The sequence below is a fragment of the Rhodopila globiformis genome (genome assembly GCF_002937115.1).
In the GTDB taxonomy this organism is placed as follows: domain Bacteria; phylum Pseudomonadota; class Alphaproteobacteria; order Acetobacterales; family Acetobacteraceae; genus Rhodopila; species Rhodopila globiformis.
Genome location: NZ_NHRY01000236.1, coordinates 1 through 22,754, shown reverse-complemented (window position 1 = coordinate 22,754; position 22,754 = coordinate 1). Strand labels below are relative to the sequence as shown.

Here is a 22,754-nt window from a genome sequence, read left to right as displayed (position 1 = left end):
ATGCCTGAGCGCACAAACGTCTCCCTTATGCACACCGATATCGTCTCGACCGGTTGGGTCGCCCGCCTGCCACGTGCCTGGCTGCCCTACCTGCTTCTGGCGCGCGTGGACAGGCCCATCGGCACCTGGCTGCTGTTTCTTCCCGGACTGTGGGGCATTCTGCTGGCCCGGGCTCCCATGCACGAGACCCTCCGCCTGCTGACCCTGTTCGGCATCGGCAGCCTGCTGATGCGCTCGGCCGGCTGCGTCATCAACGACCTGTGGGACCGCGACATCGACCGCAAGGTCGCGCGCACCATTGGCCGTCCGCTGGCCTCGGGAGCCTTGCAGCCGTTGCAGGCGCTGACCTTCCTGGGCACGCTGCTGCTGCTGGCGCTGATGATCCTGCTGCAGCTCAACCTGAAGTCACAGGTGCTGGGCGTGCTGTCGCTGGTGCTGGTGGGGCTGTATCCGCTGGCCAAGCGGGTGACCTGGTGGCCGCAGCTGGTGATGGGGTTCACCTTCGGCTTCGGCGCCCCGATGGGCTACACCGCCGCCGCCGATCGCATCAGCTGGGCCTGGGCCGCGCTGTATGCCGCGGCGATCCTGTGGGACCTGGGCTTCGACACGATCTATGCGCACCAGGACCGGGAGGACGACGCGATCGTCGGCGTCCGCTCCACGGCGCGGCTGTTCGGGGAAAAGACCCGACCGTTCCTGGCCGCCTGCTATGCCGGGACCATGATGCTGCTGGTGCTGGCGGGGTGGCTCGCCGGGCTTGGCGTCTGGTTCTACCCGATGCTGGTCCTGCCGGCGGTGCTGCTCGGGCGGCAGGTGGTGGCGCTGGACATCAATGACCCGGCCGGCTGCCTGCGGCTGTTCCGCTCCAACCGCGAGGCCGGGCTGGCCATCGGCCTGGCCGTGCTGACGGGCTGGCTTTGAGCGGCGCGGACGACTTCATCCGCGCCAACACCGTCCTCGGCCGCGCGCCGCTGGTGCCGGAGATTCCGCTGCACCTGGCGACCGAGATCACGCCGATCTGGCAGGCGACCGAGGCCTGGCTTGCCGAGCGTAACGTCGAGCCGCCGTTCTGGGCCTTCGCCTGGCCCGGCGGGCAGGCGTTCGCCCGGCACATCCTGGACAATCCGAGCCTCGTCGCCGGCAAGCGGGTGCTGGACTTCGCCGCCGGCGGCGGGATCGCCGCGATTGCCTGCGCCCTGGCGGGGGCGGCCTCGGTCGAGGCGGCGGAGATCGACAGGCTGGCACTGGCCGCGATCGCGCTGAACGCCGCGGCCAATGGTTTGGCCCCCTCCGCCATGATGACGGACAACCGCCCCGGGTCGTCACGCCCTATGCCGGCCGGGATCACGCTCTCCGGCGATGTCGTCGGCAGCGCCTGCCGATGGGACATCATCCTGTGCGGCGACATCTGCTATGAGGCGCCGATGACGGCGCACATCCTGCCGTGGCTGGCCGCCATGGCCGCCGTCGCCAAGGTCTGGATCGCCGATCCCGGCCGAGCCTACCTGCCGAAGACCGGGCTGGCGCCGTTCGCTGCCTACGCCGTCCCGACGACGCGGGAACTTGAGGACCGGACGGTTCGCGACGTGGTGCTCTACCGCCTGCTGGCCGGCGGCCTCAGCCCGGGTTGAGCCTGCCCCAACGGAATCCCGTTCACCATCACGGCGCCGCCGTTGAAGGCGATGTCCCACACCAGGCTGTCGCCCTGCGGCTTGGCCATGCCCTTGGCGATGAACACCATCGGCAGCACCTGCATCGCCCGCGGGTCCTGCTGCAGCGTGCCAATCATCGCATCCAGGCCCGTTGCAGCCAGATGCACATCGAACCCCGGCGGTCCGTCCGGCCGTGGCCGCAGCCGCGCCCACCCGTCGAGCCGCAGCGGGCCGGCCTCGACCAGCAGATTCTCGATGCCGGCGCGCGACCCGGGTTCGTCCAGCAACGCCGCCGCGCGGGCCTGCAATGCCACCAGGTTGCCACCGTCGGCCGCAGCGTCGCGCAGCCACTGCAGCAGGGCGCCGGTCCGGACGCCGGAGAGCGTGGGCCTGATAACGATCCGGCGCGGCATGTAGCTGGCGTATTCCATCGGCACCATGCTCGCCGCCGGATCGCTGACGTCGATGTCGCAATACGCCGTCAGCCGCCCATTGCGGGCATCGCCCACCATGCCAAGCCGGATCCGGCCGGCATCGACCGCGCTGCCGTTGCTCGCCTCGAAATGCACGCCCTGGATGGTCTCGTCCAGCTTCACGCGGTTCATCAGGCCGCCAAGCGCGTCGATCATCGCGCCGAGCTGCGCCCGCGCCGCCGGCGTCATGTCTGGCATCCTTCCACCCGGGGCCGCCGCCATCGCACCCCGCCGCTCGGCCGAGAACGCACGGGCCGCGGCGCGCAGCCGCTCGGCCCGGGCGCGGTCCAGCCCGTCCACGTCGTAGCGCAGCGCCACGGAGCGTATCGACGCCTTGAAGCCGGTGCCCGGCTGGTCGCCCCGGTTGGTGACCGACCAGTTCGCCAGCGAGCCCCGTGCACGCACATTCAGATGCCTGTCGGCGTCGCCCGAGAGCGTGCCTTCCAGCCCATAGCGCTCGATCGTCTGGTCGGCGTGCTGCCCGGTCGCCTCGGTCCGCAGGATGATATGGCCCAGCTCGGCCTTGAACGGCGACGGGACGGACAGGCTGGGATCGACGGTCGCACGGAACGCCTGCCGGCCGATGGCGTAGGTCATCACGCCCGGTGGCGACGAATCCTTCCCCTGGATCGTCCCCTGGATCGTCCACGAGCCGGTGGGCGGCAAGGTCAGGCCGGTGATGTACCAGGCCCCGTTGGCGACCGGCCTGGCGCTGGCCTCGATCGCGGCATTGGGGGGAGCCGTGAGCGCCGGCAGCGGGACGCGCACGTGGTACAGGTCGCCGTCATGCGTGACCTCAGGCGGCGGGTCCTTCGGCACCAGCAGCCCGCCGCTGATCAGCGACAGCGCGTCCAGCAGGCTCGCTTCCGGCGTCTGTGCCGCGGCGGGACCGGCCGTAAGCGCCAGGACGACAACGAGGCGCGAGAGGTGTGACAGCTTCATGGGCCCTCGATAAATCGACTCGTCCCGTCAGACTGTGTTCGTCAGGCGCGAGCGGACCTGCTGCGCCGGCAGCCAGACGCTGACGGTGGTGCCCTGGCCCATTTCGCTCTCGATGATCAACTGTCCACGATGGCGGTTGACGATATGCTTGACGATGGCGAGCCCCAGGCCGGTGCCGCCGACGGCGCGGGAGCGGCCCTTGTCCACGCGATAGAACCGTTCGGTAAGGCGCGGCAGGTGCTCACGCGGGATGCCCGCGCCCTGGTCGGCCACGGCAATGACGACTCCGCGCCTGACCGGCCAGCGGTCGCTTTGCGGCGCGGTCACGCTGACTGACAGGACGCCGCCGTCCCGGCCGTACTTGACGGCGTTGTCCAGCAGGTTCTCCAGCACCTGCGCCATCTGGTCGGCGTCGCCGGCCACCGCCGGCAGGTCGGGGTCGATCTGCAGCGCCAGCTGGATGTTGCGCTCGGTCAGCCGGGGCTCGAACGACGCCACCATGTGGGAGACCAGGGGAGCGAGCTCGAGGGGTTCGGCTGGGGTCTGGTGCTCGGTCAGCTCGATCCGCGACAGGCTGAGCAGGTCGTCGATCAGCCGGTTCATCCGCGCGCCCTGCTCGGCCATGATCTCCAGGAAGCGCTGCTGCGCCGGCGGATCGTCCGCCGCCGGGCCGCGCAGGGTCTCGACGAAGCCGATGAGCGAGGCGAGGGGGGTGCGGAGCTCGTGGCTGACGTTGGCGACGAAGTCGGCGCGCATACGTTCGACGGCGCGCTCACGGGTACGGTCCGACAGCACCACCAGCGCCTGTCCGCCGTCGGCCAGGGGCGGGTCCATCGGCACGACGGTAGCGTAGACGTCGCGCGGCATCGGCACGCGCAGGCCGATCTCGGTGGCTTCGGCGGCAGTGCCGGCCAGGGCGCGGTCGATTGCGCCGCGCAGGCCGGGATGGCGCAGCACCGCGGCGAGGTCTTCGCCGAACGCCGTCCGAGCGGCGGCGTTGGCGCGGCGGACGGTGCGGTCCTGCGCCAGGACGATCACCGGGTCGGGCAGGCGTTCCAGGATCAGGCTGTCGATGCGCCGGTACTGCTCCAGCATGCCGGCGAAGGCGGCGAGGCGGCGCGACAGCCGCTCGATTTCCAGGGCGAGCGAATCCATCAGCGTCACGCTGTCGGCGGCCTGCACCGAAGCCGGCTGGTCGGGGGACATGCGGCGGACCGTCTCGGCCAGGCGATCGAGATCCTGGCGGAAGATCAGGACGAAAGCCGCGGCGGCGACGATGCCGAGCGCGAGGCCGAGCAGGGCGGGCCAGAAATCCGCATGACCGGTGAAGGCCAGCCCGGCCAGCGTCAGGGATGGGATGCCTGCCAGGAAGAAGGCGATGCCGGAGAGTCTCATGCTGTCGAGGCCAAGGCGATCACCGGGGTCATGTTGCGGGTGCGATGCTGCCGTTTCGTTCTATGCTCTATTTTCGCGGACCGAAACAAGCCGGACGGGATTTGATCCGGCGGCCAGTCTGGTGCCTTTCGTCATGGCCGGGCTCCCCCACACCGTCATGGCCTGGCTCGTCCGGGCCACCTATTCAAGCACGTGTGCCGCGACAGGTGGCCCGGACGAGGCGCATAGGCGCTAACTTAGGCGGCCGGGCGCCGGAACACCGCCCCGTCGTCATGGCGGCCACAGGGCCGCTATCCACGCCTTGCGGTGCTGCTATCGGCAGAAGGCGTGGATGGTGGGCCTCTGCCCACCATTACGATATGGGAACGACTCCTCACGCCGCGCTAAGTTAGCGCGTATGCGGACGAGCCGGGCCATGACGGTGTGGGCCACGGGCCGTGCCGCCGGGCCTTCCCCGTCAGCCGGCCGGATCGACGCGCTGATAGCGGGCGCGCACGCCACGCTCGATGGCCGCGGCGATCAGCGGGTCCAGCCCCAGTTCGCCGCGCACGAATTCCAGCATGTCCAGCGCTTCGCGGCGGGTGCCGCGGCCGCCGGCGACGACCTCGCAGGCCAGGGCGTAGGCGGTCTCCCGCAGCTTGGCGGTCAGGGCGGAGCGGATCAGCCGGCCGGCGATCGCCAGGCCGTCGTCGTCGAGCAGCAATCGCACCGCGCGGTCGGTGACGTCGGCCAGGCTTTCACTGGTGAAGTCCTGGAACGCCGGCAGGGTTTGCACCAGGCCGGACATAACGCCGATCTCCCGATCGGACATGCCGCCGTCGGCAGCGGCGACCAGCACCATGGTCAGGACCAGGGCCTCCGCGGGGGTCAGGGCGTCGCGGTTACGCATGAATTTGTTCCAGTTCTGTTCAACGGCTTCGAAGGGACAGCCTTCAAGCAGATGTGCGCGGCGAATGGAATGCACGAGTTTGTAGGAAGGCGGCGGTTTCTGCCACCGCCTCCGCCAAGCCGAGGCGGCGCACCGTGACTCCAGCCGGAAAGGCCGACATCAGCCGGCTGGGCGCCTGGCGGTCGAGCAGCACGAACACCCCGCGGTCGGTGCTGCGGCGGATCAGCCGGCCGAACGCCTGGCGCAGCCGCAGGCGGACGACGCGGTCGTCATAGGCCTTGGGGTTGCCGTCCGACAGGTGGATGCGCCGCTCGCGATGCAGGATGTCGGGGCGCGGCCAGGGAGTACGCTCGAACACCACCAGCCGCAGGGCGTTGCCGGGCACGTCGACGCCGTCGCGCATGGCGTCGGTGCCGAGCAGGCAGCTTTCCTCCTCGGTGCGGAAAATGTCGACCAGGGTGGCGTTGCCCATGGCGTCAACATGCTGGGCAAACAGCGGGATGCCGGCCTGCTCCAGCTCCGGCGCGATCCTGGCGTGGACGGCGCGCAGCCGGCTGATGGCGGTGAACAGGCCCAGCCCGCCGCCGCCCGCCGCCAGGAACAGCGCGCGATAGGCCGCGGCAAGCTGGTCCAGGTTGCCCGGCGTCACGTTGGTGACGATGAACGCCCGGGTCTGCTCGGAATAGTCGAACGGCGAGGCCACCGCCGCGCGGATCGCCGGAGACGGCAGATGCGGCGCGCCGACCCGCGCCTCGGCCGCCCCCCAGGCGATCTCCGGGTCCTGGCTGCCCGAGTCGCGCAGCGTCGCCGAGGTGACCAGCAGGCCATGCGCCGGGGACGCCAGCGTGGTGACGAAGGGAATCGTCGGGTCCAACCAGTGGCGGTGCAGGCCGACCTCGACGTCGCGGAACGCATCCCGGCGGTCGAGGCGCAGGAACAGGATGGTGCTGGGCCGCTGGCCAGGCTCGTCATGCGGCGCGAGCAATTCCTTCAGCATCGCGGTCCAGGCGGTCAGCGGTGTCAGCGCGCGGCGGGTCAGGGAGCGGCAGATCGCCTCGATGCGGTTGCGAGTGGTTTCGTCGAGCTTCTCCGCCTCGTCGGTCAGCCGGGCGAGCAGCCGCACGCGCAGCGTCTCCAGCGGCTCCGCGATCCGCGCCAGCGCCCGGGCCAGCCGATCGGCGGCCTGGGCGGTGTCGGGGTTGATGGGGAAGACGTCGCATTCCAGGGTGCCGAAGCCGCCGCCGCGCCCGGCCTCGGCGCCGCTGGTGCGGGCCAGGATCTGCCGGCGGATCAGCCGCAGGAAGGCCTCGGACGGATTGGCCCGGGCGGGTTCGATTTCGTCCAGTTCCGGCCCCTCGTCGTGCATCCGGCTGGCCCAGTCCGACGGTGGCAAAGCGCTCGCCGCCTGCAACGCCGCCTCCAACGGTGCTTCCAGCGCCGGCCGATCGGCCACGATTTCTTCGAGACGGCGGGACAGGCCGCGGGAGCGGGAACGGCCGCCCTCGGCGCCACGCAGCCAGCGGCGGAGCTCGGCGGTTTCCGCGCCGGACAGAGCGGCGGAGAAGGCCGAGTCGGCGGCGTCGAAGACGTGGTGGCCCTCATCGAAGACATAGCGGGTGGGTACGGCGTTGTCGTCCAGCCCGCCCCAGGCCGCCTGGGTCATCACCAGCGCGTGGTTCGCCACCACCAGCTCGGCGGTGCGCGAGCGGCGGATGGTGTGCTCGACGAAGCAGCGGCGGAAATGCGGGCAGGCGCCGAAGATGCATTCGCCGCGGCGGTCCGCCAGGGTGGCGATCAGGCCGCCGCCGAACAGTTCCGGCAGCCAGCCGGGCAGGTCGCCGCCCTGGATGTCGCCGTCGTCGCTCGCCATCGCCCAGCGGGCGATCAGGCCGAGCGGCACGACCTGCTGGTTCATGAAGCCGCCGGACGCGATATTGACCGAGTCCTCCAGGTTCAGCAGGCAGAGGTAGTTTTCCCGCCCCTTGCGGACGACGACGCGGCGGCGACGCTCGGTCGGGTCGGGGATCAGGCGCTGCAGCTCGCTGTCGATCTGGCGTTGCAGGTGGCGGGTGTAGGTGCTGATCCAGACGGCGCCCTTGTTCTTCTCCGCCCAGACGCTGGCGGGGGCGAGATAGCCGAGCGTCTTGCCGGTGCCGGTGCCGGCCTCGGCGAGGACAAAATGCGGATCGCCGCGCACCTCCCGCGGAGCGAAGGCGGCGGTGGCGGCGCCGGCGTAGTCCCCCTGGCCGGGACGCTGCTCGGCTGCCGGGCCGAGCATCGTCGCCAGCCGGGCGCGGGCCTCGGCCTGCGAGACCGGGTGCGAGGCGGACGGCGGCTGTGGCGCGGCGTCTTCCCACTCCGGCAGGACCTTCCAGACCTTCAGCGGCTCGTTGGAGCCGGCGGCATCGGGGCGGCCGAGGGCGTGGGTGACGTAGCCGCCCCATTCCCAGCCGACTTGCTGCATCCGCGCCGCCAGCACGGCGGCATCACGGTTCAGCAGCGTGTCGCGGCCCTGGACCAACTGGTGCAGCAGCGCGGCGGCGAGGTCGGGCAGGTGCGCCACCTCGGCCTCCAGGCCAGTCGGCGGATGGTCGTCGTCCAGCGCCAGAGCGAGGCCGCGCGGCGTCGGCGCGGCGGTTTCGGCGGGGCGGACGAAGGCGAACAGTTCCAGCAGGTCGAAGGCGCGGCCGGCTCGCATGCCGAGCCGGCGGAAAGTGGCGGGCGCGTGCACCAGGATCGGCGGCGGCATGGTGCGGAGCCGCTCGGCCGCCGCTTCCGTGGGCAGCAACAGGAGTTCGCCATCCGGGGTCAGGATGGCGGCGCGGCCGTGACCCGCGACCACGGACGGGGAGTCTGGCAGCAGGATGGTGGGACTCACATCAGATGTTTAGCCGGGAATCTGCCTGCTGTCATCGCGGGGGGCGGCAGGGGCATCGTGATGGTACCGCCGCGGCGACCAATAACGCCATGGCCTACGGCACCCATTTGAGTGCGCGGGCGATGGTCAGCAGCACGGTGGCAATCCCGCCCAGCAACCCGGCAATGGCCAGCGCAGGGGCGAGCCAGCGGTCGCGGTCGAGCTTACGTGCCTCGGCGCTGAGCTTGATCTGTTCAGCGCTGAGCTTGGCTTGTTCGGTGGCGAATTTGATCTGTTCAGCGCTGAGTTTAGCCTGTTCAGCACTGAACTTGGCCTGTTCGGCGGCAAATTTGCGCGCTTCCTCCGACAGCTTGGCGGTTTCCGCGCGATCACGATCGATGCGGGCGATCTCGGCGCGAATGTCAAGCCGATCGCGCCAGTCGGTCGGGACGTCGCTCATGGCTCAGATCCCTGCTACGCCGTTGCGTTGGTGACTCATCGTCCATGACTTGGTCGGTTGTTATTACCCTATCTTACCACAACTTGATCGGCCGGCGATATCAAGCCTTGTCCGCCAGAGCGCATACCGACGGAGGAGCGTTGCTTTCGAACACTTCCTCCCACGCCGCGCGCAACGCGACATCAGCGTCGTGCAGCGTGGCGGGGATGCCGAGGGCGGCCAGGCTGGTGACGCCGTACTGCGGCAGGCCGCAGGGGACGATGCCGCCGAAATGGGTCAGGTTGGGCTCCACGTTCAGCGCGACTCCGTGCCAGCTGACCCAGCGGCTGACGCGCACGCCAACGGCGGCGATCTTCGACTCGCGGCCCGTGGCGGGGTCCACCACCCAGATGCCGACCCGGCCCTGCCGCCGCTCGCCCTTGACGTTGAAGCGGTCGAGGGCGCGGATCAGCCACTCCTCCAGCCCGTTGACGTAGCAATGGATGTCCATCGGCGGGACGCGGCCATGCCTTCGGTGCAGGTCGAGCATGACGTAGGCGGTGCGCTGCCCGGGGCCGTGGTAGGTCCATTGCCCGCCGCGGCCGGCCTTGTAGGCGGGGAAACGGGCCGGGTCGGTCAGTTCCTCCGGCCTGGCCGAGGTGCCGGCGGTGTACAGCGGCGGGTGCTCGACCAGCCAGACCAGTTCCGGCGCGGTGCCGTCACGGATGGCGGCGATCCGCGCCTGCATGGTGGCGAGGGCATCGGGATAATCGGTCAGGGCGTCGTCGATACGCCATTCGAGTGCAAATGAGGTCATTGAACCCGTTTCATACATCCGCTATACGGCCCCGCCTACCTGATCACGGTGCGGTCGTGGCGGAATGGTAGACGCGCAAGCTTGAGGTGCTTGTGGGGGTAACCCCGTGGAAGTTCGAGTCTTCTCGACCGCACCAAACCCGCCCGGTTTCGGGGGCGGGTCAGGTGGTGCCCTTCTTTGGGTGACGGTAGCGACCCGGCCCCAACATCCTCCCTGGGCGACGAGGCCAGCGGTAGGGTTGACTGTCGCCTTGCCTTGCAGCGGACAGGCGCTAGCGCGGCCGGCGTGAGGTGTGGCGGTTGATCCAGACCAAGGCATCAATCAGCCAGTCTTTTTCGTTCACCGATGCCAGACGCTGCTGCGTGTGAACCAACAACCGGGCGGCGAGGATGATCACCGCACAGACGAAGGCTCCGAATATCAGGTATAACGTCCACTCAGAAACCATCGGCAACATCCTGACGATTCTTGGCGTATTGTAAGCTTGGGCAAACAAGGGGTGAATTCAATTCTTCACAGCCAATTCCATTTCAAGCGCATACGCCAACCCAAGGTTCAGTAACCCGATTACGGTCATCGCCCCGAGCCACTTCCAACCGATGGTCGCAGCCAGAAGCGTTACCGAGAACATCAACGATTCGATGAAGAAGACCAGAATCAGGGTCAGCAGATAGACAAGCGCGGTTCTCTGGGCGCGACCTGTGTTCCACATCAGCTTGATCGCGCTGCCGGCAACGCCGACACACAGCAGCACGATCTGTATCGGCCAGAAGCGAGCGTCGGTGAAGGTCCGGTCCGCCACCGGAAACGCCCCATCCGGCGCAGTGCGGAGGGCCATCAGCATCAGAAGCTGACAGCCAATCGGAATGGCCGCCACGATGAACCCGACGAGCTGCATCCGCCGCTGCTGGCGCTTGATGCTCACCGTCTCCTGGTCATCCTTCATCCAACCTGCCCAGACGTTCCGAAAACCGGTTGCCGTGATACCGGCGAGACGTAAATGAACGGTTAAGCCACAGGCAGGTGTGTGGCCATATTTCGGAGCTGAAGCGCGTTCAGGCCGTGGCTTCTGGCCTGCGTGATCCCGACAGCGCGTTGGCCCGTCACGCAGGAACGGCAACGCCCAACGCCACGCCGTACAGCGGCCTATCCGCCGACGGCCTCGCCCGGAAAGCTTCCCCAGATCGCAGCCCGGCGCACAAAGCCGCTGAACCCATGGGTCGCCACCTGGCACCAGGCCGAGGCCGCGCGGCAGCGGCGCAGCCGGCCGATAACCCCCTGACGCAGGCGGGCAACGACCTGCCCGCCCGGGTTCGGCTGGTCCCGCAATACCGCTTCAGGGGCCGAAACGACGAAGCTTCGCTGTCCCGACAGCAGCGCCTGATGGATCCAGCCGGTGGTGCCGTCCCGCATGCGGACTTGGCGCCAGGTTTCGAATTCCCAGATGATCTGCACCGGCAGCCCGCGGCGATGATAGACCCAGTCGATCGGGTAGCGCTGCCCGGGCCCGCGCCGCACGTTGACGACGCTCGAGCGCAGGGACACGAACCGCGGCAGCGGCAATCCGGTTATGATGCCGCGGTTCCGCGTGGGCAGCGCGTTACCGCTGTTGACGGCCAGTGCCGCGCCGTGCGGCAGGATCAGGCCGGCCAGCAGACAAAGGATGGTGGCAACCCAGCGCATGACGTGTCAGCCTCGCTGCTGCTTCGGATAGGGAACTGCCGCGAAATACGCATCCACGGCCTGCCGCACCGCCCTTGCCAGGACCTGCCGTTGCGCCGGGCTGCGCAGCAGGGTTTCCTCGCGGCGGTTGGTCAGGAAACCCATCTCGATCAGCACGCCGGCGATATCGGGGGCACTGAGCACGGCAAACCGGGCATACGGCGCCGGATGCGGCTGCATCGTCACCTGCCGCGCCAGCCCCTGCACCACATCGCGCTGAAACCGGGACGAATGTATCTGCGTCTCGCGCCGCATCAGCAGCGCGAGGATATGCATCACCTGCCGCGACACCCCGCGCAACACCGGATTCGCATAGCGTTCGGCGCTGTTCTCCCAGTGCGCGATGGATGCGGCGCGCGCGTCCGAGGCGCGCCAGGCGAAGCGATAGACGCAGGTGCCGTGTGCCGCCGGATCGGGCGAGGCGTTGGCGTGCAGCGAGACGAACAGCGCGGCACCCAACCGCCGGGCGTGCTCGACCCGCCCGTCCAGTGGGATGAAAATGTCGGTGTCGCGGGTCATGGCGACACGGTAGCGCCCGGCTGCGCGCAACTGCCGGCGCAGTTCCAGCCCGGCGGCCAGGGCCACGTGCTTCTCCTGCGTGCCGTAGGGGCTGATGCAGCCCGGGTCCTTGCCGCCATGGCCGGGATCGATCACGATCAGGGGACGCCGATCCTGTCGCTTCGCCGGATGCTGCGGGCGATGCGCGGGACGGGCTGCCGCCGGTCTTTGCCGGGCAAGGAACAGACCGGCGGACACAGCGGCGCCACACAGCACGTGGCGGCGGCTGAACATGACCGCAACTACCACGTGAGCTTCAGAAAGAGCTATAGCAGCTTGCTTAAACTCGATTAATGTCTTTTAGCAATGGATTCCATCACGAGTCCGGTCGTGGCATGACGGTCATACCAAACTTTTCACCCGGCCAGCGCGGCGCCGCCCCAGGCTGTCAGCGTCCACAGCACCAGCAGCGCCACCTGCGCCCGCAGCGTCAACGCCGGTGCGGGCGCATCCGCGGCAATCGGCCGGCCGCCGTTCAGTGCCAGCGCTGTCACCGGCAGATAGATGACAAAGCTGGCCAGCGTCGCCAGCAGCAGGCCCGCCACGCAGGCCTGGCCGCCGAAGACGAAATACGTCGCCAGCGCCGCCGCGACATGCGGCAGGCCCGGCAACCAGGGCACCTCGGCGGAAACTCCGGGAATACCCGACAAGGAACGGACAGCGCGCATGGCTCAGGCCCCTGCTTCATGAGAGAGGTTGGCGTGGAAGTCCAGGCCGGCGGTGGTTTCGGCGACGATGCCGGCGCGGATCACGTAGTCGCCGAAGTGCTCGCCCGGCCTCCGCTCCGTGGCATACGACCCGAACAGCGGCGACAGGGCGGCGACGATCGCGTCGCCATCGACGTCGCGGCGGTGCAGTTTGTTCAGCCGGATGCCCTCGTGGGCGCCGCCGAGATACAGGTTGTAGAGGCCGGGCGTGCGGCCGACCAGGGCGATCTCCGACAGATAGGGGCGGGCGCAGCCGTTCGGGCAGCCGGTCATGCGGATGGTGATGTCGTCCTGCGACAGGCCGAAACGCTCCAGTTCGGTTTCCAGGCGGGTAATCAGGTCGGGCAGATAGCGCTCGCTCTCGGCCAAGGCGAGGCCGCATGTCGGCAGCGCGACGCAGGCCATGGCATTGCGGCGCAGCCCGCTTAGCGGCTTTTCCAGACCATACGCCGCCAGCAGCGCCTCGACCTGCGGCCGCTGCGCCGGGGGGATGTCGGCGATCACCAGGTTCTGGTTCGGCGTCATGATGAAGCGGCCGGTGTCCAGCGCCGCGATCGCGTGCAGCCCTTCCAGCATCGTGCCGCGAATGCGGCCGTTCTCGACGAACAGGGTGAAGTGGCTGGTGCCGTCGGCTTCCTGCGTCCAGCCCGTGCGGTCGCCGGTGGAGGCGAACGCGAACGGCCGCGCCGGCGCCAGCTTCACCGCCAGGCGCTCATTCACCAGCGCGACGAACCGCTCCAGCCCCATGTCGTCGATGGTGTATTTCAGCCGGGCGTGCTTGCGGTTGGAGCGGTCGCCGTGGTCGCGCTGCACGGTGACGATCTTCTCCGCGGTGTCGATCACGTCCTGCGGCTTGCAGAAGCCGATGACGGTGCCGGCACGCGGATAGGTTTCCGACTCGCCATGGGTCATGCCCATGCCGCCGCCGGCAACCACGTTGTAGCCGACGATGCGGCCGCGCTGCACGATCGCGATGAACCCCAGGTCGTGCGCGAAGACGTCAATATCATTGTATGGCGGCAGGGCGATCGCGATCTTGAACTTCCGCGGCAGATAGGTCCGCCCCAGGATCGGCTCGTCCTCCACGACCCCGCCTGAGATCTTTTCTTCGCCGATCCAGATCTCGTGCCAGGCTCGGGTCTTCGGCAGCAGGTGCTGCGAGAGGTCGCGGGCGAGCGTGGCGATGGTGGCGTGATGCGCCCGCTCCCACGGCGCGACGGTGGCGATGACGTTGCGGTTGACGTCGCCGCAGGCGGCGATGGTGTCGAGCAGGTCCTCGTGCAGGCCCTGCATCAGCGGCTGCAGGTTGCCCTTCAGCACACCGTGGAACTGCACGGTTTCGCGGGTCGTCAGGCGGATGGTGCCGTTGCCGCGCTCCAGCGCCAGCTTTTCCACCTTCAGCCATTGGCGCGGAGTCAGAATGCCGGCCGGCACCCGCATCCGCACCATGAAGCTGAATGCCTTTTCCATCCGCTGCTTGCCGCGCTCGGCGCGCAGGTCGCGGTCGTCCTGCTGGTAGAAGCCGTGGAACTTCGTCAGTTGGGTGTCGTCATCCGCCAGCGCGCCGCTCTCGACGCGGGTGAGGCCGTTGGCGATGGTGCCACGCAGGAAGTTGCTGCGTTCCTTGAGGCCTTCATTGGCCGAAAGCGGCCGTTCGATGTCCATGGTCTGGTGCCCTTGGGCTGGTCAGCGGTTGCAATGGAGGCGGGGAAGGCATGGGACTTCAGTGTGACCTGCCCGTGTCCGGGTGGGGCCAGGCCCATTGCCTCTCGTGGGGCCAGGCCCGTTGCCTCTCCGTCATGGCCGGGCGTGTCCCCATGGGCGCTAACATAGCGGGGCACGTTGCTCCCTCGTCATGGCCCGGCTTGTCCGGGCCACCTGTCGCGGCACAGATGGTGGAATAGGTGGCCCGGACAAGCCGGGCCATGACGGGGTGGCAACGGCCGTGCCGCCCGGCCGCCTAAAGTCAGCGCCCATGGGGACACGCCCGGCCATGACGGAGAGAGTACGGCGCGCACCACCTTGCTCTCAGTAAACATCGCGCAGGTAGCGGCCGTCGCGGCGGATTGCGTCCAGTTCCGCCTTCGCCGCAGCCTCATCCTGACGGCCCTGATCGGCCAGGATGCGCAGCAGCGCGGCATGCACGTCCTTCGCCATCGCATTGGCGTCACCACAGACGTAGAGCGCCGCGCCGTCCTTCAGCCAGCGGTACACATCCGCCCGCGCATCCCACAACGAGTCCTGCACGTACCGCTTCTCCGGCTGATCGCGGGAGAACGCGACGTCCAGCCGGGTCAGCAGCCTGCTCTTCAGCCAGTCCTGCAATTCGAGCTGATACAGGAAGTCATGCGTATAGTTCCGATGCCCGAACACCAGCCAGTTGCGCCCGCCGGCGCCCACCGCCTCGCGCTCCTGCAGGAACCCACGGAACGGCGCCAGGCCGGTACCAGGGCCGACCATGATGATCGGGCGGTCGTTGTCCGCCGGCAGGCGGAAATGCGGGTTGGCGCGCAGGAACACCTTCAGCTTGTCGCCCGCACGGTGCCGCGCGGTGATATCGACCGACGCCACGCCCTGCCGCGGCCGCCCGTGCGCCGCGTAGCGCACCGCGGCGACCAGCAGGTGCGCCTCCTCGCCCACCGCCTTGCGGCTGGAGGCGATCGAGTAGTAGCGCGGCGGCAAAGGACGCAGCAGCGCCGTCAGTTGCTCGGCCGACAGCTTGCCCGGCGCGGTTTCCAGCAGATCGATGACCTGCCGCCCGGCGGCCCACTCGGCCGGCGGCACCGGCGTGCCGGTCTCGCGGGCGAAGTCCTCGACCTGCTTCTGGGTCAGCGTGGTGATGTCCAGGCGGTTGACCAGCGCGTTGCGCAGCGCCTCGTCGCCGGCCAGTCCTGCTGCATTCAGCACCGCATCGGCCAGCGCCGGATCGTTCGACGGCACCACGCCCAGCGCGTCGCCCGGCTCATACAGGATGCCGGAACCCTCCAGCGACACCGCGACATGGTGGGTATCCGAACTCGAGCGGCTGCCGCTCAGGCGCGCATGTTCGGTGATCTCCGCCTCGAACGGACGCGCGCGTGTCGGCGCATCGGCGCCCGGGCGGGCGAAATCGACATGGATGACCGAGGCGCCGGCGTCCTTGGCGCCGACCTCGGCATTCAGCCGCTGCAGGGTCGCGTCGATCCAGCCGTTGGCCGGAGTCTCGAAATCGACGTCGCAGTCGATCCGGTCGGTGATGCGCGCGCCGCCCAGAGCGGCCAGGCGCTCATCGATGCGGCGGCCGATTTCGCAGAACTGGGCATAGGCGCGGTCGCCCAGGGCGAGCACGGCGTAGCGGGTCTTCTCGAACCGCGGCGCGTCGTCGGCCATCAGGGCTTCGTAGAAATCCACCGCGCGCTGCGGCGGGTCGCCCTCGCCCCAGGTGGAGGCAACCACCAGCAGGTTCTCGCTTGCCGCGGCCTGCGCCGGAGTGAAGTCGGCCATGTCAACGACCTTGGCGGCGAACCCCAGCTTTGCCGCCACCTTCCGCGCCTGGTTGGCCAGCGCCTCGGCGTTGCCCGACTCGGTGGCGAACAGGATGGTCAGCGGCGCGCGCTTCGCCGGCGGCGCGGCCGGCGTGGCGGCGTGCGTGCCGGATGCGGCCTGCAGGCCGGCGAGGTAGCCCGACAGCCAGGCGCGCTGCTCGGCCGTGCTGACCGAGATGACGCGGTTCAGCGCCGCGATGTGTTCCTCGGCGAACGGAGCGGTGCTGGGCAGCAAGGGGGCGGTCTGCATGGGTCTTCCTTCAGGCGTGGATGCGAGCCGGTGGCGTGGCGCCCGAGGCTTTGGCGTTGCTTGCTTCGACGGTCATCGGCTCGGTCTGCTGCCATGCCGCCAGCAGCGGACGCAGCGCGATGACGGAGCCGACCAGGATCAGGGTCGCGGCGCCGGGCGGGACGGCGCGCACGGCCTCGGCCGCGGTCGCCAGCGTCGCAATCCGCACATCCTGGTCGGGACGCGTGGCATTGCTGATCAGCGCGACCGGTTCGTCCGGCGCGCGCCCGGCCTCGATCAGGCGGGCGGCGATCTGGCCGATGCGGCGTTGCGCCATGTAGAAGACGAGGACCTCGGACCCGCGCGACAGGGCGTGCCAGTCCACGGCCGCCAGGTCCCCGCTGGAATCGTGGCCGGTGGCGAAGGCGACGCTGCGGGCCAGGTTGCGGTGGGTCAGCGGGATGGAACAGGCGGCGGTCGCGCCGATACCGGCGCTGATGCCCGGGACGATGCGGAACGGGATGCCGGCGGCGGCCAGCGCCAGGGCTTCCTCGCCGCCGCGGCCGAACACCAGCGGATCGCCGCCCTTCAGCCGGACCACCCGTTGCCCCTGCCGGGCGAGCCGGATCAGCTGATTGTTGATGCCAAGCTGCTGGGTGCGGATGCCGCCTGCCCGCTTGCCGGCCAACTCCAGCCGCGCCTGTGGCGCCAGGGAGAGAATCGCCTCGGAAACCAGCGCGTCGTGCACGACGACATCCGCCTGGCCCAGCGCATAGGCCGCGTGCAGGGTCAGCAGGCCCGGATCACCCGGCCCTGCGCCCACCAGCCAGACGGAACCTGGATCAAAACGAGGGCCAACGAGGCCGGGAAAATCCATTGGAACGTTGCACCCTGAAACGCGCGGGGACGGCGGAACTCAGGGGTAAAGAGGATATTTTTCCAAAAACCGCAAGATGAGCGATTGAATTTAGTATAACTTTCCCTTACGTCGTCCATAGAGGGGTGTCGTTTTTCTCCGCCTGCGGCAGCGGACAAAATCCATCCCGTTGTTGCCAGCGCCCCCGCCTGCTCGCATGGTGCGCCCCTTCCAACCGACCGATCTGAGGCAAAGTATGGACGACGATTTCCGCAAGGCCGCGCTGGACTATCATCGGCTGCCCCGGCCCGGGAAACTCGCCATCGAGCCGACCAAGCGCATGGCGACTCAGCGCGACCTGGCCCTGGCCTACTCCCCGGGCGTCGCCGCCGCGTGCGATGCGATCAAGGCCGATGCCGACGCCGCCTATGACTACACCGCGCGCGGCAACCTCGTCGGCGTGATCTCCAACGGCACCGCCGTGCTGGGCCTGGGCAACATCGGCGCCCTGGCCGGGAAGCCGGTGATGGAGGGCAAGGCCGTCCTGTTCAAGAAATTCGCCGGCATCGACGTGTTCGACATCGAGGTCGACGCCTCCGACCCGGCGCTGTTCTGCAACGTCGTGGCGGCGCTGGAGCCGACCTTCGGCGCGATCAACCTGGAGGACATCAAGGCCCCTGAATGCTTCGCCATCGAGGCGGAACTGCGCAAGCGCATGCGCATCCCGGTATTCCACGACGACCAGCACGGCACCGCCATTACGGTTGCGGCCGCGGTGCGCAACGGGCTGCTGCTGCAAGGCAAGGACCTGGCGGACGTCAGGCTGGTGACCTCGGGCGCCGGCGCCGCCGCTCTGGCCTGCGTCGATCTGCTGGTGTCGATGGGGCTGCGGCCGGAGAACGTCACCCTGACCGACATCAAGGGCGTGATCCGCGCCGACCGCCCGGACATGCTGCCGAACATGGCCCGCTATGCGCGCGACACCAACGCCACCACGCTGCAGGACGCGCTGCCGGGCACCGACATCTTCATGGGGCTGTCGGCGCCGCGTGTGCTGAAGCCGGAATGGCTGCCGCTGCTGGCCGACCATCCGCTGATCCTGGCGCTGGCGAACCCCGAGCCGGAGATCGACCCGGACCTCGTCACGTCGCTGCGGCCCGACGCCATCATCGCCACCGGCCGCACCGACTATGCCAACCAGGTCAACAACGTCCTGTGCTTCCCGTTCATCTTCCGCGGCGCGCTGGACGTCGGGGCCACGACGATCAACGAGGCGATGAAGATCGCCGCGGTCGAGGCCATCGCCAAGCTCGCCCGGGTCGAGGCCAGCGAGGTCGTCGCCGCGGCCTATGGCGGCGCCGCGCCGGTGTTCGGCCCGGACTACATCATCCCCAAGCCGTTCGACCCGCGGCTGATCCTGGAGATCGCCCCGGCCGTCGCCAAGGCGGCCATGGACAGCGGCGTCGCGCGTCGGCCGATCGGCGATTTCCATGCCTATCAGAAGGACCTGGAACGGTTCGTGTTCCGCACCGGCTACCTGATGCGGCCGGTGTTCGAACGCGCGGCGCGCGATCCGAAGCGCCTGGTGTTCGCGGAGGGCGAGGACGAACGCGTGCTGCGCGCGGCCCAGACCTTGGTGGACGACGGCATCGCCCAGCCAATCCTGCTCGGGCGGCACGAAGCGATCGCGGCCAAGGTGAAGGAGATGGGGCTGCGCCTCGACCTCGGCCGCTCGGTCCGGGTGCTGGATCCAGCCACGGACCGTGAAGTGTTCGATCCGCTGGTGCCGGAATACCAGCGCCTGGCCGGACGCCGCGGCACCCCGCCCGAGCCGGCGGCGCGGCGGGTGGCGACGCGGCCTTCGGTTGCCGCGGCGATGCTGCTGCATGACGGCCAGGCGGATGCGGCGATCTGCGGCGGCACCGGCGCCTGGTGGCGGCAGATCCAGTATATATTGCCAATCATCCCGCGCCGGCCGGATGTGAACCGGGTGTACGCACTATCCTGCGTTATCCTGCCGACAGGCGTGCTGTTCTTGTGCGACACTTACATGGTGATCGAGCCGACGGCGGAGCAGATTACCGAGATGACCCTGCTGGCAGCGGAAGCGGTGCGCGGCTTCGGCATCGCGCCGAAGGCGGCACTGGTGTCGCATTCCAGCTTCGGCGCCAGCGACAGCGACTCGGCGCGCAAGATGCGGCAGGCGCTGTCAATGATCCGCGCCCGCGCCCCGGGGCTGGAGGTGGATGGCGAGATGCATGCCGACGCCGCCCTGGTGCAGGCGATCCGTGACCGCGCCGTGCCCGACTCGCGCCTGACCGGCACCGCCAACCTGCTGATCATGCCGAACCTCGACGCCGCCAACATCGCCTTCAACCTGCTGAAGGCGGCAGCCGACGGCCTGCCCATCGGCCCGGTCCTGCTGGGCATGTCGAAGCCGATCCATGTGCTGGTACCGAGCGTGACGGCGCGCGGCATCCTCAACCTCAGTGCCCTGGCGGTGGTGGAAGCCCAGGGCCTGGGCGGCGCGCGGGCCTGACGATGCTGTGGCTGCTCCTCGGCGCCCTGGTGCTGTTCCTGCTGCTGGGCGGAATGCGGGCGTTCGAGCAGGCCTCGGTCACCTCGATCAAATCACTGCTGACCTGGGTGGTGGCCCTGGGCGGGCTGAGCCTGGCCTTGCTGCTGGTCCTGACCGGCCGCGGCGGCATGGCGCTGGGGGCGCTGGTGATGTTCGGCCCGCTGATCTGGCGGAAATGGCAGGAGGCGCGACTTCGGCGGCCGAGCGCCTCCACCGCGCGGCCGCCGCCGAACCGGCGGGGTGGCACGATGACGCGGGAGGAGGCCTATCAGGTCCTGGGCCTCAGCCCCGGTGCCTCGAAGGCGGACATCCGCGCGGCGCACCGGCGGCTGATGCGCAGCGCGCACCCGGACGCCGGCGGGTCGGATTGGCTCGCCAGCCGGGTCAATGAGGCACGCGATATTTTGCTTCGGTAACGCCTAACGCAGGCCTGCCTGTCTGTCGCGCTTTCGTGTAATGCTATCGTCGGTTTGTGCCAGAGAATCCTCGTGCGCTTCGCCACATTTCCGCCCGTAGAGCATGATGTTTCGAGGCACTTCATATCGGAGTCGATGCGTGATCAAGAAACTGCGCAAGGCCGTTCTCCCCGTGGCCGGTCTGGGGACGCGCTTCCTTCCCGCCACCAAGGCGACTGCCAAGGAGATGCTGCCGGTCGTTGACAAGCCATTGATTCAGTATGCGGTGGAGGAGGCTCGCGCCGCCGGGATCGAACAGTTCTGTATGATCACCGGCCGCGGCAAGACCGCGCTGGTCGAGCATTTCGACGTCGCCTACGAGCTGGAAGCCACCCTGCGGGAACGTGACAAGACGGAAGCGCTGGAGGCGCTCCGCGCCACACAAAGCGAGCCGGGATCGATCACCACGGTGCGCCAGCAGGTGCCGCTGGGCCTGGGGCATGCGATCTGGTGCGCCCGCGCGTTCATCGGCGATGATCCGTTCGCGATCCTGCTGCCGGACGACCTCGTGCTGGCGGACAAGCCCTGCCTGCTGCAGCTGGCCGAGGCGTACTACGAGACCGGCGGCAACATCGTGGCGGTAACGGAAGTGCCGCGCGAGCAGACCTTCCGCTACGGCATCCTGAAAGTGGGCAAGGACGACGGCCGCCTGGTCGAGGTCACCGGCCTGGTGGAAAAGCCCGCCCCCAAGGATGCGCCGTCCAACCTGTCGATCATCGGCCGCTACATCCTGATGCCGGAGGTGATCAAGTACCTCGGGAAGATGGAACGCGGCGCCGGCAACGAAGTGCAGCTGACCGACGGCATGGCCCGCCTCATCGGCGAGCAGCCGTTCCACGGCCTGCGCTACCAGGGCACGCGGTTCGACTGCGGCGACAAGGTCGGATTCCTCGAAGCGCAGATCGCATTCGCCCTGAAGCGGCCCGACATGGCCGACGCGGTGCATGCGTTTCTGAAGAAATACGTCTGAACAGGAGCGCGCGGCCGATGGCTTTTTCCCACCACTTCGACCCGACCGTTCTGCGGGAATACGACATCCGCGGCATCGTCGGGCGCACCCTGCATGCTGCGGATGCCTTCGCCATCGGCCGCGCCTTCGGCTCGATCGTCTCCCGCGCCGGCGGCAGCCGGGTCGCTGCCGGCTATGACGGGCGGCTGACCAGCCCGGAGCTGGAGGCGGCGCTGGTCGAGGGGCTGCGGGCCAGCGGCATGGAGGCCCTGCGCATCGGCCGCGGCCCGACGCCGATGCTGTACTACGCGGCAACGACGCTGGAGACCGATGGCGCGGTGATGGTCACCGGCAGCCACAACCCGCCCGACTACAACGGCTTCAAGATGATGATCGGCCGCAAGCCGTTCTTCGGCGAGCAGATCCAGCAGATCGGCCAGCTGGCGGAAACCGGGGACGTGGTGCCGGAGGCCGAGGGGTCCGAGCAGAGCGTCGCCATCGTGGACGACTACGTCTCGCGGCTGCTGTCGGACTGGGACGGCGGCGACCGGATGCTGAAAGTCGTGTGGGACAACGGCAACGGCGCGGCCGGGGAGGTGCTGAAGAAGCTCGTCGCCTCGCTGCCCGGGGAGCATGTCGTGCTGAACGGCACGATCGACGGCCGTTTCCCCGCGCACCATCCCGATCCGACCGTGCCGGCCAACCTGGCGGACCTGATCGCCCAGGTGCGCCGGCGGAAGGCAGACATCGGCATCGCCTTCGACGGCGACGCGGACCGCATCGGCCTGGTGGACAACACCGGGGAGATCCTGTTCGGCGACCAGCTTCTGGTGATCCTGGCGCGGGACGTGCTGAAGTCGCACCCGGGCGCGACCGTCATCGCCGACGTCAAGGCCAGCCAGGTGCTGTTCGACGAGGTGCTCAAGGCCGGCGGCGCGCCGCTGATGTGGAAGACCGGCCACTCGCTGATCAAGGCGAAGATGGCCGAGACCGGCAGCCCGCTGGCTGGCGAGATGTCCGGCCACATATTCTTCGCCGATCACTGGTACGGCTTCGACGACGCGCTGTACGCGGCGGTGCGGACGCTGGGCATCGTCGCGCGGATGAACACGCCGCTGTCGGAGGTGCGCCAGGCGCTGCCGCATGTGATCAACACGCCGGAGGTGCGCTTCGATTGCGACGACCGCCGCAAGTTCGCGGTGATCGAGGAAGTCGCGGCGCGCCTGGCAGCCGAGGGGGCGAAGGTCTCGTCAACCGACGGCGTGCGGGTGCAGACCCCGGATGGCTGGTGGCTGCTGCGGGCGTCGAACACCCAGGCGGTGCTGGTGGCACGGTGCGAGGCGACGACCGGGGCGGGGCTGGAGCGGCTGAAGGCGGCGCTGACGCAGCAGTTGACGGCGTCGGGGCTGGCGACGCCGGATTTCTCCGGCAGCAACGCGGGGCACTGAGGCGCCGGGGACCCTACGCATCGCGGCGGCGCGCCTTCACCGTCATGGCCGTTGCTCTATCGTCATGGCCGGGACACGTCCGGCCATGACAATAGAGCAACGGCCACGACGACGGCGGTCAGCCGCATGGACGAATAATACCAACGGCCCCGACCGTTGACTCGTCTGTGACTTGGAGCGACGCGGCGGTCCGTGATTCGCAGGCGTCTCCAAGACAGGGAGACAGCGATGACCGTAGCGATCACCGGCCAGGATCTCTCAGCC

The 22,754-nt window shown here is 68.9% G+C and carries 21 protein-coding genes and 1 tRNA gene; 8 read left to right on the top strand and 14 right to left on the bottom strand.

Annotation, left to right across the window (positions count from 1 at the left end; genetic code table 11):
- Positions 1-921 carry a 4-hydroxybenzoate octaprenyltransferase gene (gene ubiA, locus CCS01_RS23325; RefSeq protein ID WP_104521163.1) on the top strand — a complete coding sequence of 307 codons (921 nt, stop codon included), beginning with the start codon at positions 1-3 and terminating at the stop codon, positions 919-921.
- Positions 918-1,631 carry a class I SAM-dependent methyltransferase gene (locus CCS01_RS23320; protein WP_104521162.1) on the top strand — a complete coding sequence of 238 codons (714 nt, stop codon included), beginning with the start codon at positions 918-920 and terminating at the stop codon, positions 1,629-1,631. Before ubiA ends, CCS01_RS23320 begins: the two co-directional genes overlap by 4 nt.
- Here the strand turns inward: CCS01_RS23320 and CCS01_RS23315 are convergent.
- The 6 genes from CCS01_RS23315 to lipB all read right to left on the bottom strand — a co-directional run bounded on the left by CCS01_RS23315 (position 1,595) and on the right by lipB (position 9,482).
- Positions 1,595-3,067 (bottom strand): hypothetical protein, encoded by a 1,473-nt coding sequence (locus CCS01_RS23315; RefSeq protein ID WP_104521161.1) that lies wholly within the window; start codon positions 3,065-3,067, stop codon positions 1,595-1,597. The two genes, CCS01_RS23320 and CCS01_RS23315, sit on opposite strands and share 37 nt — an antisense overlap.
- Positions 3,068-3,094: 27 nt before the next feature.
- Entirely contained in the window at positions 3,095-4,462 is a 1,368-nt protein-coding gene (locus CCS01_RS23310) for an ATP-binding protein (RefSeq protein ID WP_104521160.1), read from the bottom strand.
- Between the two features lie 457 nt (positions 4,463-4,919).
- The gene (locus CCS01_RS23305; protein ID WP_104521159.1) at positions 4,920-5,351 is read right to left on the bottom strand and encodes a tellurite resistance TerB family protein; all 432 of its coding nucleotides are present in this window, start codon (positions 5,349-5,351) and stop codon (positions 4,920-4,922) included.
- Positions 5,352-5,394: 43 nt separating this feature from the next.
- Positions 5,395-8,229: an ATP-dependent DNA helicase gene (locus tag CCS01_RS23300; RefSeq protein WP_239992363.1), complete on the bottom strand. Its 2,835-nt coding sequence runs from the start codon at positions 8,227-8,229 to the stop codon at positions 5,395-5,397.
- Positions 8,230-8,323: 94 nt separating this feature from the next.
- Positions 8,324-8,668: a hypothetical protein gene (locus tag CCS01_RS23295; protein ID WP_204848410.1), complete on the bottom strand. Its 345-nt coding sequence runs from the start codon at positions 8,666-8,668 to the stop codon at positions 8,324-8,326.
- A gap of 100 nt (positions 8,669-8,768) precedes the next feature.
- Positions 8,769-9,482, bottom strand: coding sequence for a lipoyl(octanoyl) transferase LipB (lipB, locus tag CCS01_RS23290; protein WP_408887505.1), 714 nt, complete (start codon positions 9,480-9,482; stop codon positions 8,769-8,771).
- A 32-nt stretch (positions 9,483-9,514) separates the two neighbouring features.
- Between lipB and CCS01_RS23285 the strand changes: the two genes are divergently transcribed.
- Positions 9,515-9,600 (top strand) — tRNA-Leu (locus CCS01_RS23285).
- 135 nt (positions 9,601-9,735) lie between these two features.
- On the opposite strand, the gene CCS01_RS33930 is transcribed toward CCS01_RS23285, so the two are convergent.
- The 4 genes from CCS01_RS33930 to CCS01_RS23270 form a co-directional block, all read right to left on the bottom strand.
- Positions 9,736-9,912 carry a hypothetical protein gene (locus CCS01_RS33930; protein WP_158258561.1) on the bottom strand — a complete coding sequence of 59 codons (177 nt, stop codon included), beginning with the start codon at positions 9,910-9,912 and terminating at the stop codon, positions 9,736-9,738.
- 57 nt (positions 9,913-9,969) lie between these two features.
- Complete coding sequence (locus CCS01_RS23280) at positions 9,970-10,410, bottom strand: hypothetical protein (RefSeq protein WP_104521157.1); 441 nt, start codon at positions 10,408-10,410, stop codon at positions 9,970-9,972.
- 200 nt (positions 10,411-10,610) lie between these two features.
- A complete protein-coding gene (locus CCS01_RS23275; protein ID WP_104521156.1) occupies positions 10,611-11,147 on the bottom strand; it encodes an SH3 domain-containing protein in 537 nt (178 codons plus the stop codon).
- A 6-nt stretch (positions 11,148-11,153) separates the two neighbouring features.
- Positions 11,154-11,840: an N-acetylmuramoyl-L-alanine amidase family protein gene (locus CCS01_RS23270; RefSeq protein WP_158258560.1), complete on the bottom strand. Its 687-nt coding sequence runs from the start codon at positions 11,838-11,840 to the stop codon at positions 11,154-11,156.
- Between CCS01_RS23270 and CCS01_RS33925 the strand changes: the two genes are divergently transcribed.
- Positions 11,823-12,038: a hypothetical protein gene (locus tag CCS01_RS33925; RefSeq protein ID WP_158258559.1), complete on the top strand. Its 216-nt coding sequence runs from the start codon at positions 11,823-11,825 to the stop codon at positions 12,036-12,038. The genes CCS01_RS23270 and CCS01_RS33925 overlap by 18 nt on opposite strands.
- 62 nt (positions 12,039-12,100) lie before the next feature.
- Here CCS01_RS33925 and CCS01_RS23265 read toward each other — a convergent pair whose 3' ends face one another.
- The 4 genes from CCS01_RS23265 to cobA form a co-directional block, all read right to left on the bottom strand.
- The gene (locus CCS01_RS23265; protein WP_104521154.1) at positions 12,101-12,364 is read right to left on the bottom strand and encodes a hypothetical protein; all 264 of its coding nucleotides are present in this window, start codon (positions 12,362-12,364) and stop codon (positions 12,101-12,103) included.
- 51 nt (positions 12,365-12,415) lie between these two features.
- A complete protein-coding gene (locus CCS01_RS23260; RefSeq protein ID WP_104521153.1) occupies positions 12,416-14,116 on the bottom strand; it encodes an NADPH-dependent assimilatory sulfite reductase hemoprotein subunit in 1,701 nt (566 codons plus the stop codon).
- A gap of 363 nt (positions 14,117-14,479) precedes the next feature.
- Positions 14,480-16,225, bottom strand: a complete 1,746-nt coding sequence (locus CCS01_RS23255; protein WP_104521152.1) for a diflavin oxidoreductase — start codon at positions 16,223-16,225, stop codon at positions 14,480-14,482.
- 10 nt (positions 16,226-16,235) lie between these two features.
- Entirely contained in the window at positions 16,236-17,081 is an 846-nt protein-coding gene (gene cobA, locus CCS01_RS23250; RefSeq protein WP_104521151.1) for a uroporphyrinogen-III C-methyltransferase, read from the bottom strand.
- A gap of 235 nt (positions 17,082-17,316) precedes the next feature.
- On the opposite strand from cobA, the gene CCS01_RS23245 reads away from it, so the two are divergent.
- The 4 genes from CCS01_RS23245 (at position 17,317) to pgmG (ending at position 22,490) form a co-directional block, all read left to right on the top strand.
- The gene (locus CCS01_RS23245) at positions 17,317-19,599 is read left to right on the top strand and encodes an NADP-dependent malic enzyme (RefSeq protein WP_104521150.1); all 2,283 of its coding nucleotides are present in this window, start codon (positions 17,317-17,319) and stop codon (positions 19,597-19,599) included.
- A gap of 2 nt (positions 19,600-19,601) precedes the next feature.
- The gene (locus tag CCS01_RS23240) at positions 19,602-20,054 is read left to right on the top strand and encodes a DnaJ domain-containing protein (RefSeq protein WP_104521149.1); all 453 of its coding nucleotides are present in this window, start codon (positions 19,602-19,604) and stop codon (positions 20,052-20,054) included.
- A 106-nt stretch (positions 20,055-20,160) separates the two neighbouring features.
- Positions 20,161-21,063, top strand: a complete 903-nt coding sequence (gene galU / locus CCS01_RS23235) for a UTP--glucose-1-phosphate uridylyltransferase GalU (RefSeq protein ID WP_193540162.1) — start codon at positions 20,161-20,163, stop codon at positions 21,061-21,063.
- Between the two features lie 17 nt (positions 21,064-21,080).
- The gene (gene pgmG, locus CCS01_RS23230) at positions 21,081-22,490 is read left to right on the top strand and encodes a phosphoglucomutase/phosphomannomutase PgmG (protein ID WP_104521147.1); all 1,410 of its coding nucleotides are present in this window, start codon (positions 21,081-21,083) and stop codon (positions 22,488-22,490) included.
- Positions 22,491-22,754 lie beyond the last annotated feature (264 nt).

What these genes read in the sequence shown, in the direction of transcription:
- ubiA (WP_104521163.1), top strand. Translation starts at nt 1, where the DNA reads ATGCCTGAGCGCACAAACGTCTCCCTTATGCACACCGATATCGTCTCG.
- CCS01_RS23295 (WP_204848410.1), bottom strand. Translation starts at nt 8,668, where the DNA reads ATGAGCGACGTCCCGACCGACTGGCGCGATCGGCTTGACATTCGCGCC.
- CCS01_RS33930 (WP_158258561.1), bottom strand. Translation starts at nt 9,912, where the DNA reads ATGGTTTCTGAGTGGACGTTATACCTGATATTCGGAGCCTTCGTCTGT.
- CCS01_RS23275 (WP_104521156.1), bottom strand. Translation starts at nt 11,147, where the DNA reads ATGCGCTGGGTTGCCACCATCCTTTGTCTGCTGGCCGGCCTGATCCTG.
- CCS01_RS23305 (WP_104521159.1), bottom strand. Translation starts at nt 5,351, where the DNA reads ATGCGTAACCGCGACGCCCTGACCCCCGCGGAGGCCCTGGTCCTGACC.
- CCS01_RS33925 (WP_158258559.1), top strand. Translation starts at nt 11,823, where the DNA reads ATGGCCGGGATCGATCACGATCAGGGGACGCCGATCCTGTCGCTTCGC.
- CCS01_RS23245 (WP_104521150.1), top strand. Translation starts at nt 17,317, where the DNA reads ATGGACGACGATTTCCGCAAGGCCGCGCTGGACTATCATCGGCTGCCC.
- CCS01_RS23310 (WP_104521160.1), bottom strand. Translation starts at nt 4,462, where the DNA reads ATGAGACTCTCCGGCATCGCCTTCTTCCTGGCAGGCATCCCATCCCTG.
- CCS01_RS23260 (WP_104521153.1), bottom strand. Translation starts at nt 14,116, where the DNA reads ATGGACATCGAACGGCCGCTTTCGGCCAATGAAGGCCTCAAGGAACGC.
- CCS01_RS23280 (WP_104521157.1), bottom strand. Translation starts at nt 10,410, where the DNA reads ATGAAGGATGACCAGGAGACGGTGAGCATCAAGCGCCAGCAGCGGCGG.
- CCS01_RS23240 (WP_104521149.1), top strand. Translation starts at nt 19,602, where the DNA reads ATGCTGTGGCTGCTCCTCGGCGCCCTGGTGCTGTTCCTGCTGCTGGGC.
- cobA (WP_104521151.1), bottom strand. Translation starts at nt 17,081, where the DNA reads ATGGATTTTCCCGGCCTCGTTGGCCCTCGTTTTGATCCAGGTTCCGTC.
- galU (WP_193540162.1), top strand. Translation starts at nt 20,161, where the DNA reads ATGTTTCGAGGCACTTCATATCGGAGTCGATGCGTGATCAAGAAACTG.
- pgmG (WP_104521147.1), top strand. Translation starts at nt 21,081, where the DNA reads ATGGCTTTTTCCCACCACTTCGACCCGACCGTTCTGCGGGAATACGAC.
- CCS01_RS23315 (WP_104521161.1), bottom strand. Translation starts at nt 3,067, where the DNA reads ATGAAGCTGTCACACCTCTCGCGCCTCGTTGTCGTCCTGGCGCTTACG.
- lipB (WP_408887505.1), bottom strand. Translation starts at nt 9,482, where the DNA reads ATGTATGAAACGGGTTCAATGACCTCATTTGCACTCGAATGGCGTATC.
- CCS01_RS23255 (WP_104521152.1), bottom strand. Translation starts at nt 16,225, where the DNA reads ATGCAGACCGCCCCCTTGCTGCCCAGCACCGCTCCGTTCGCCGAGGAA.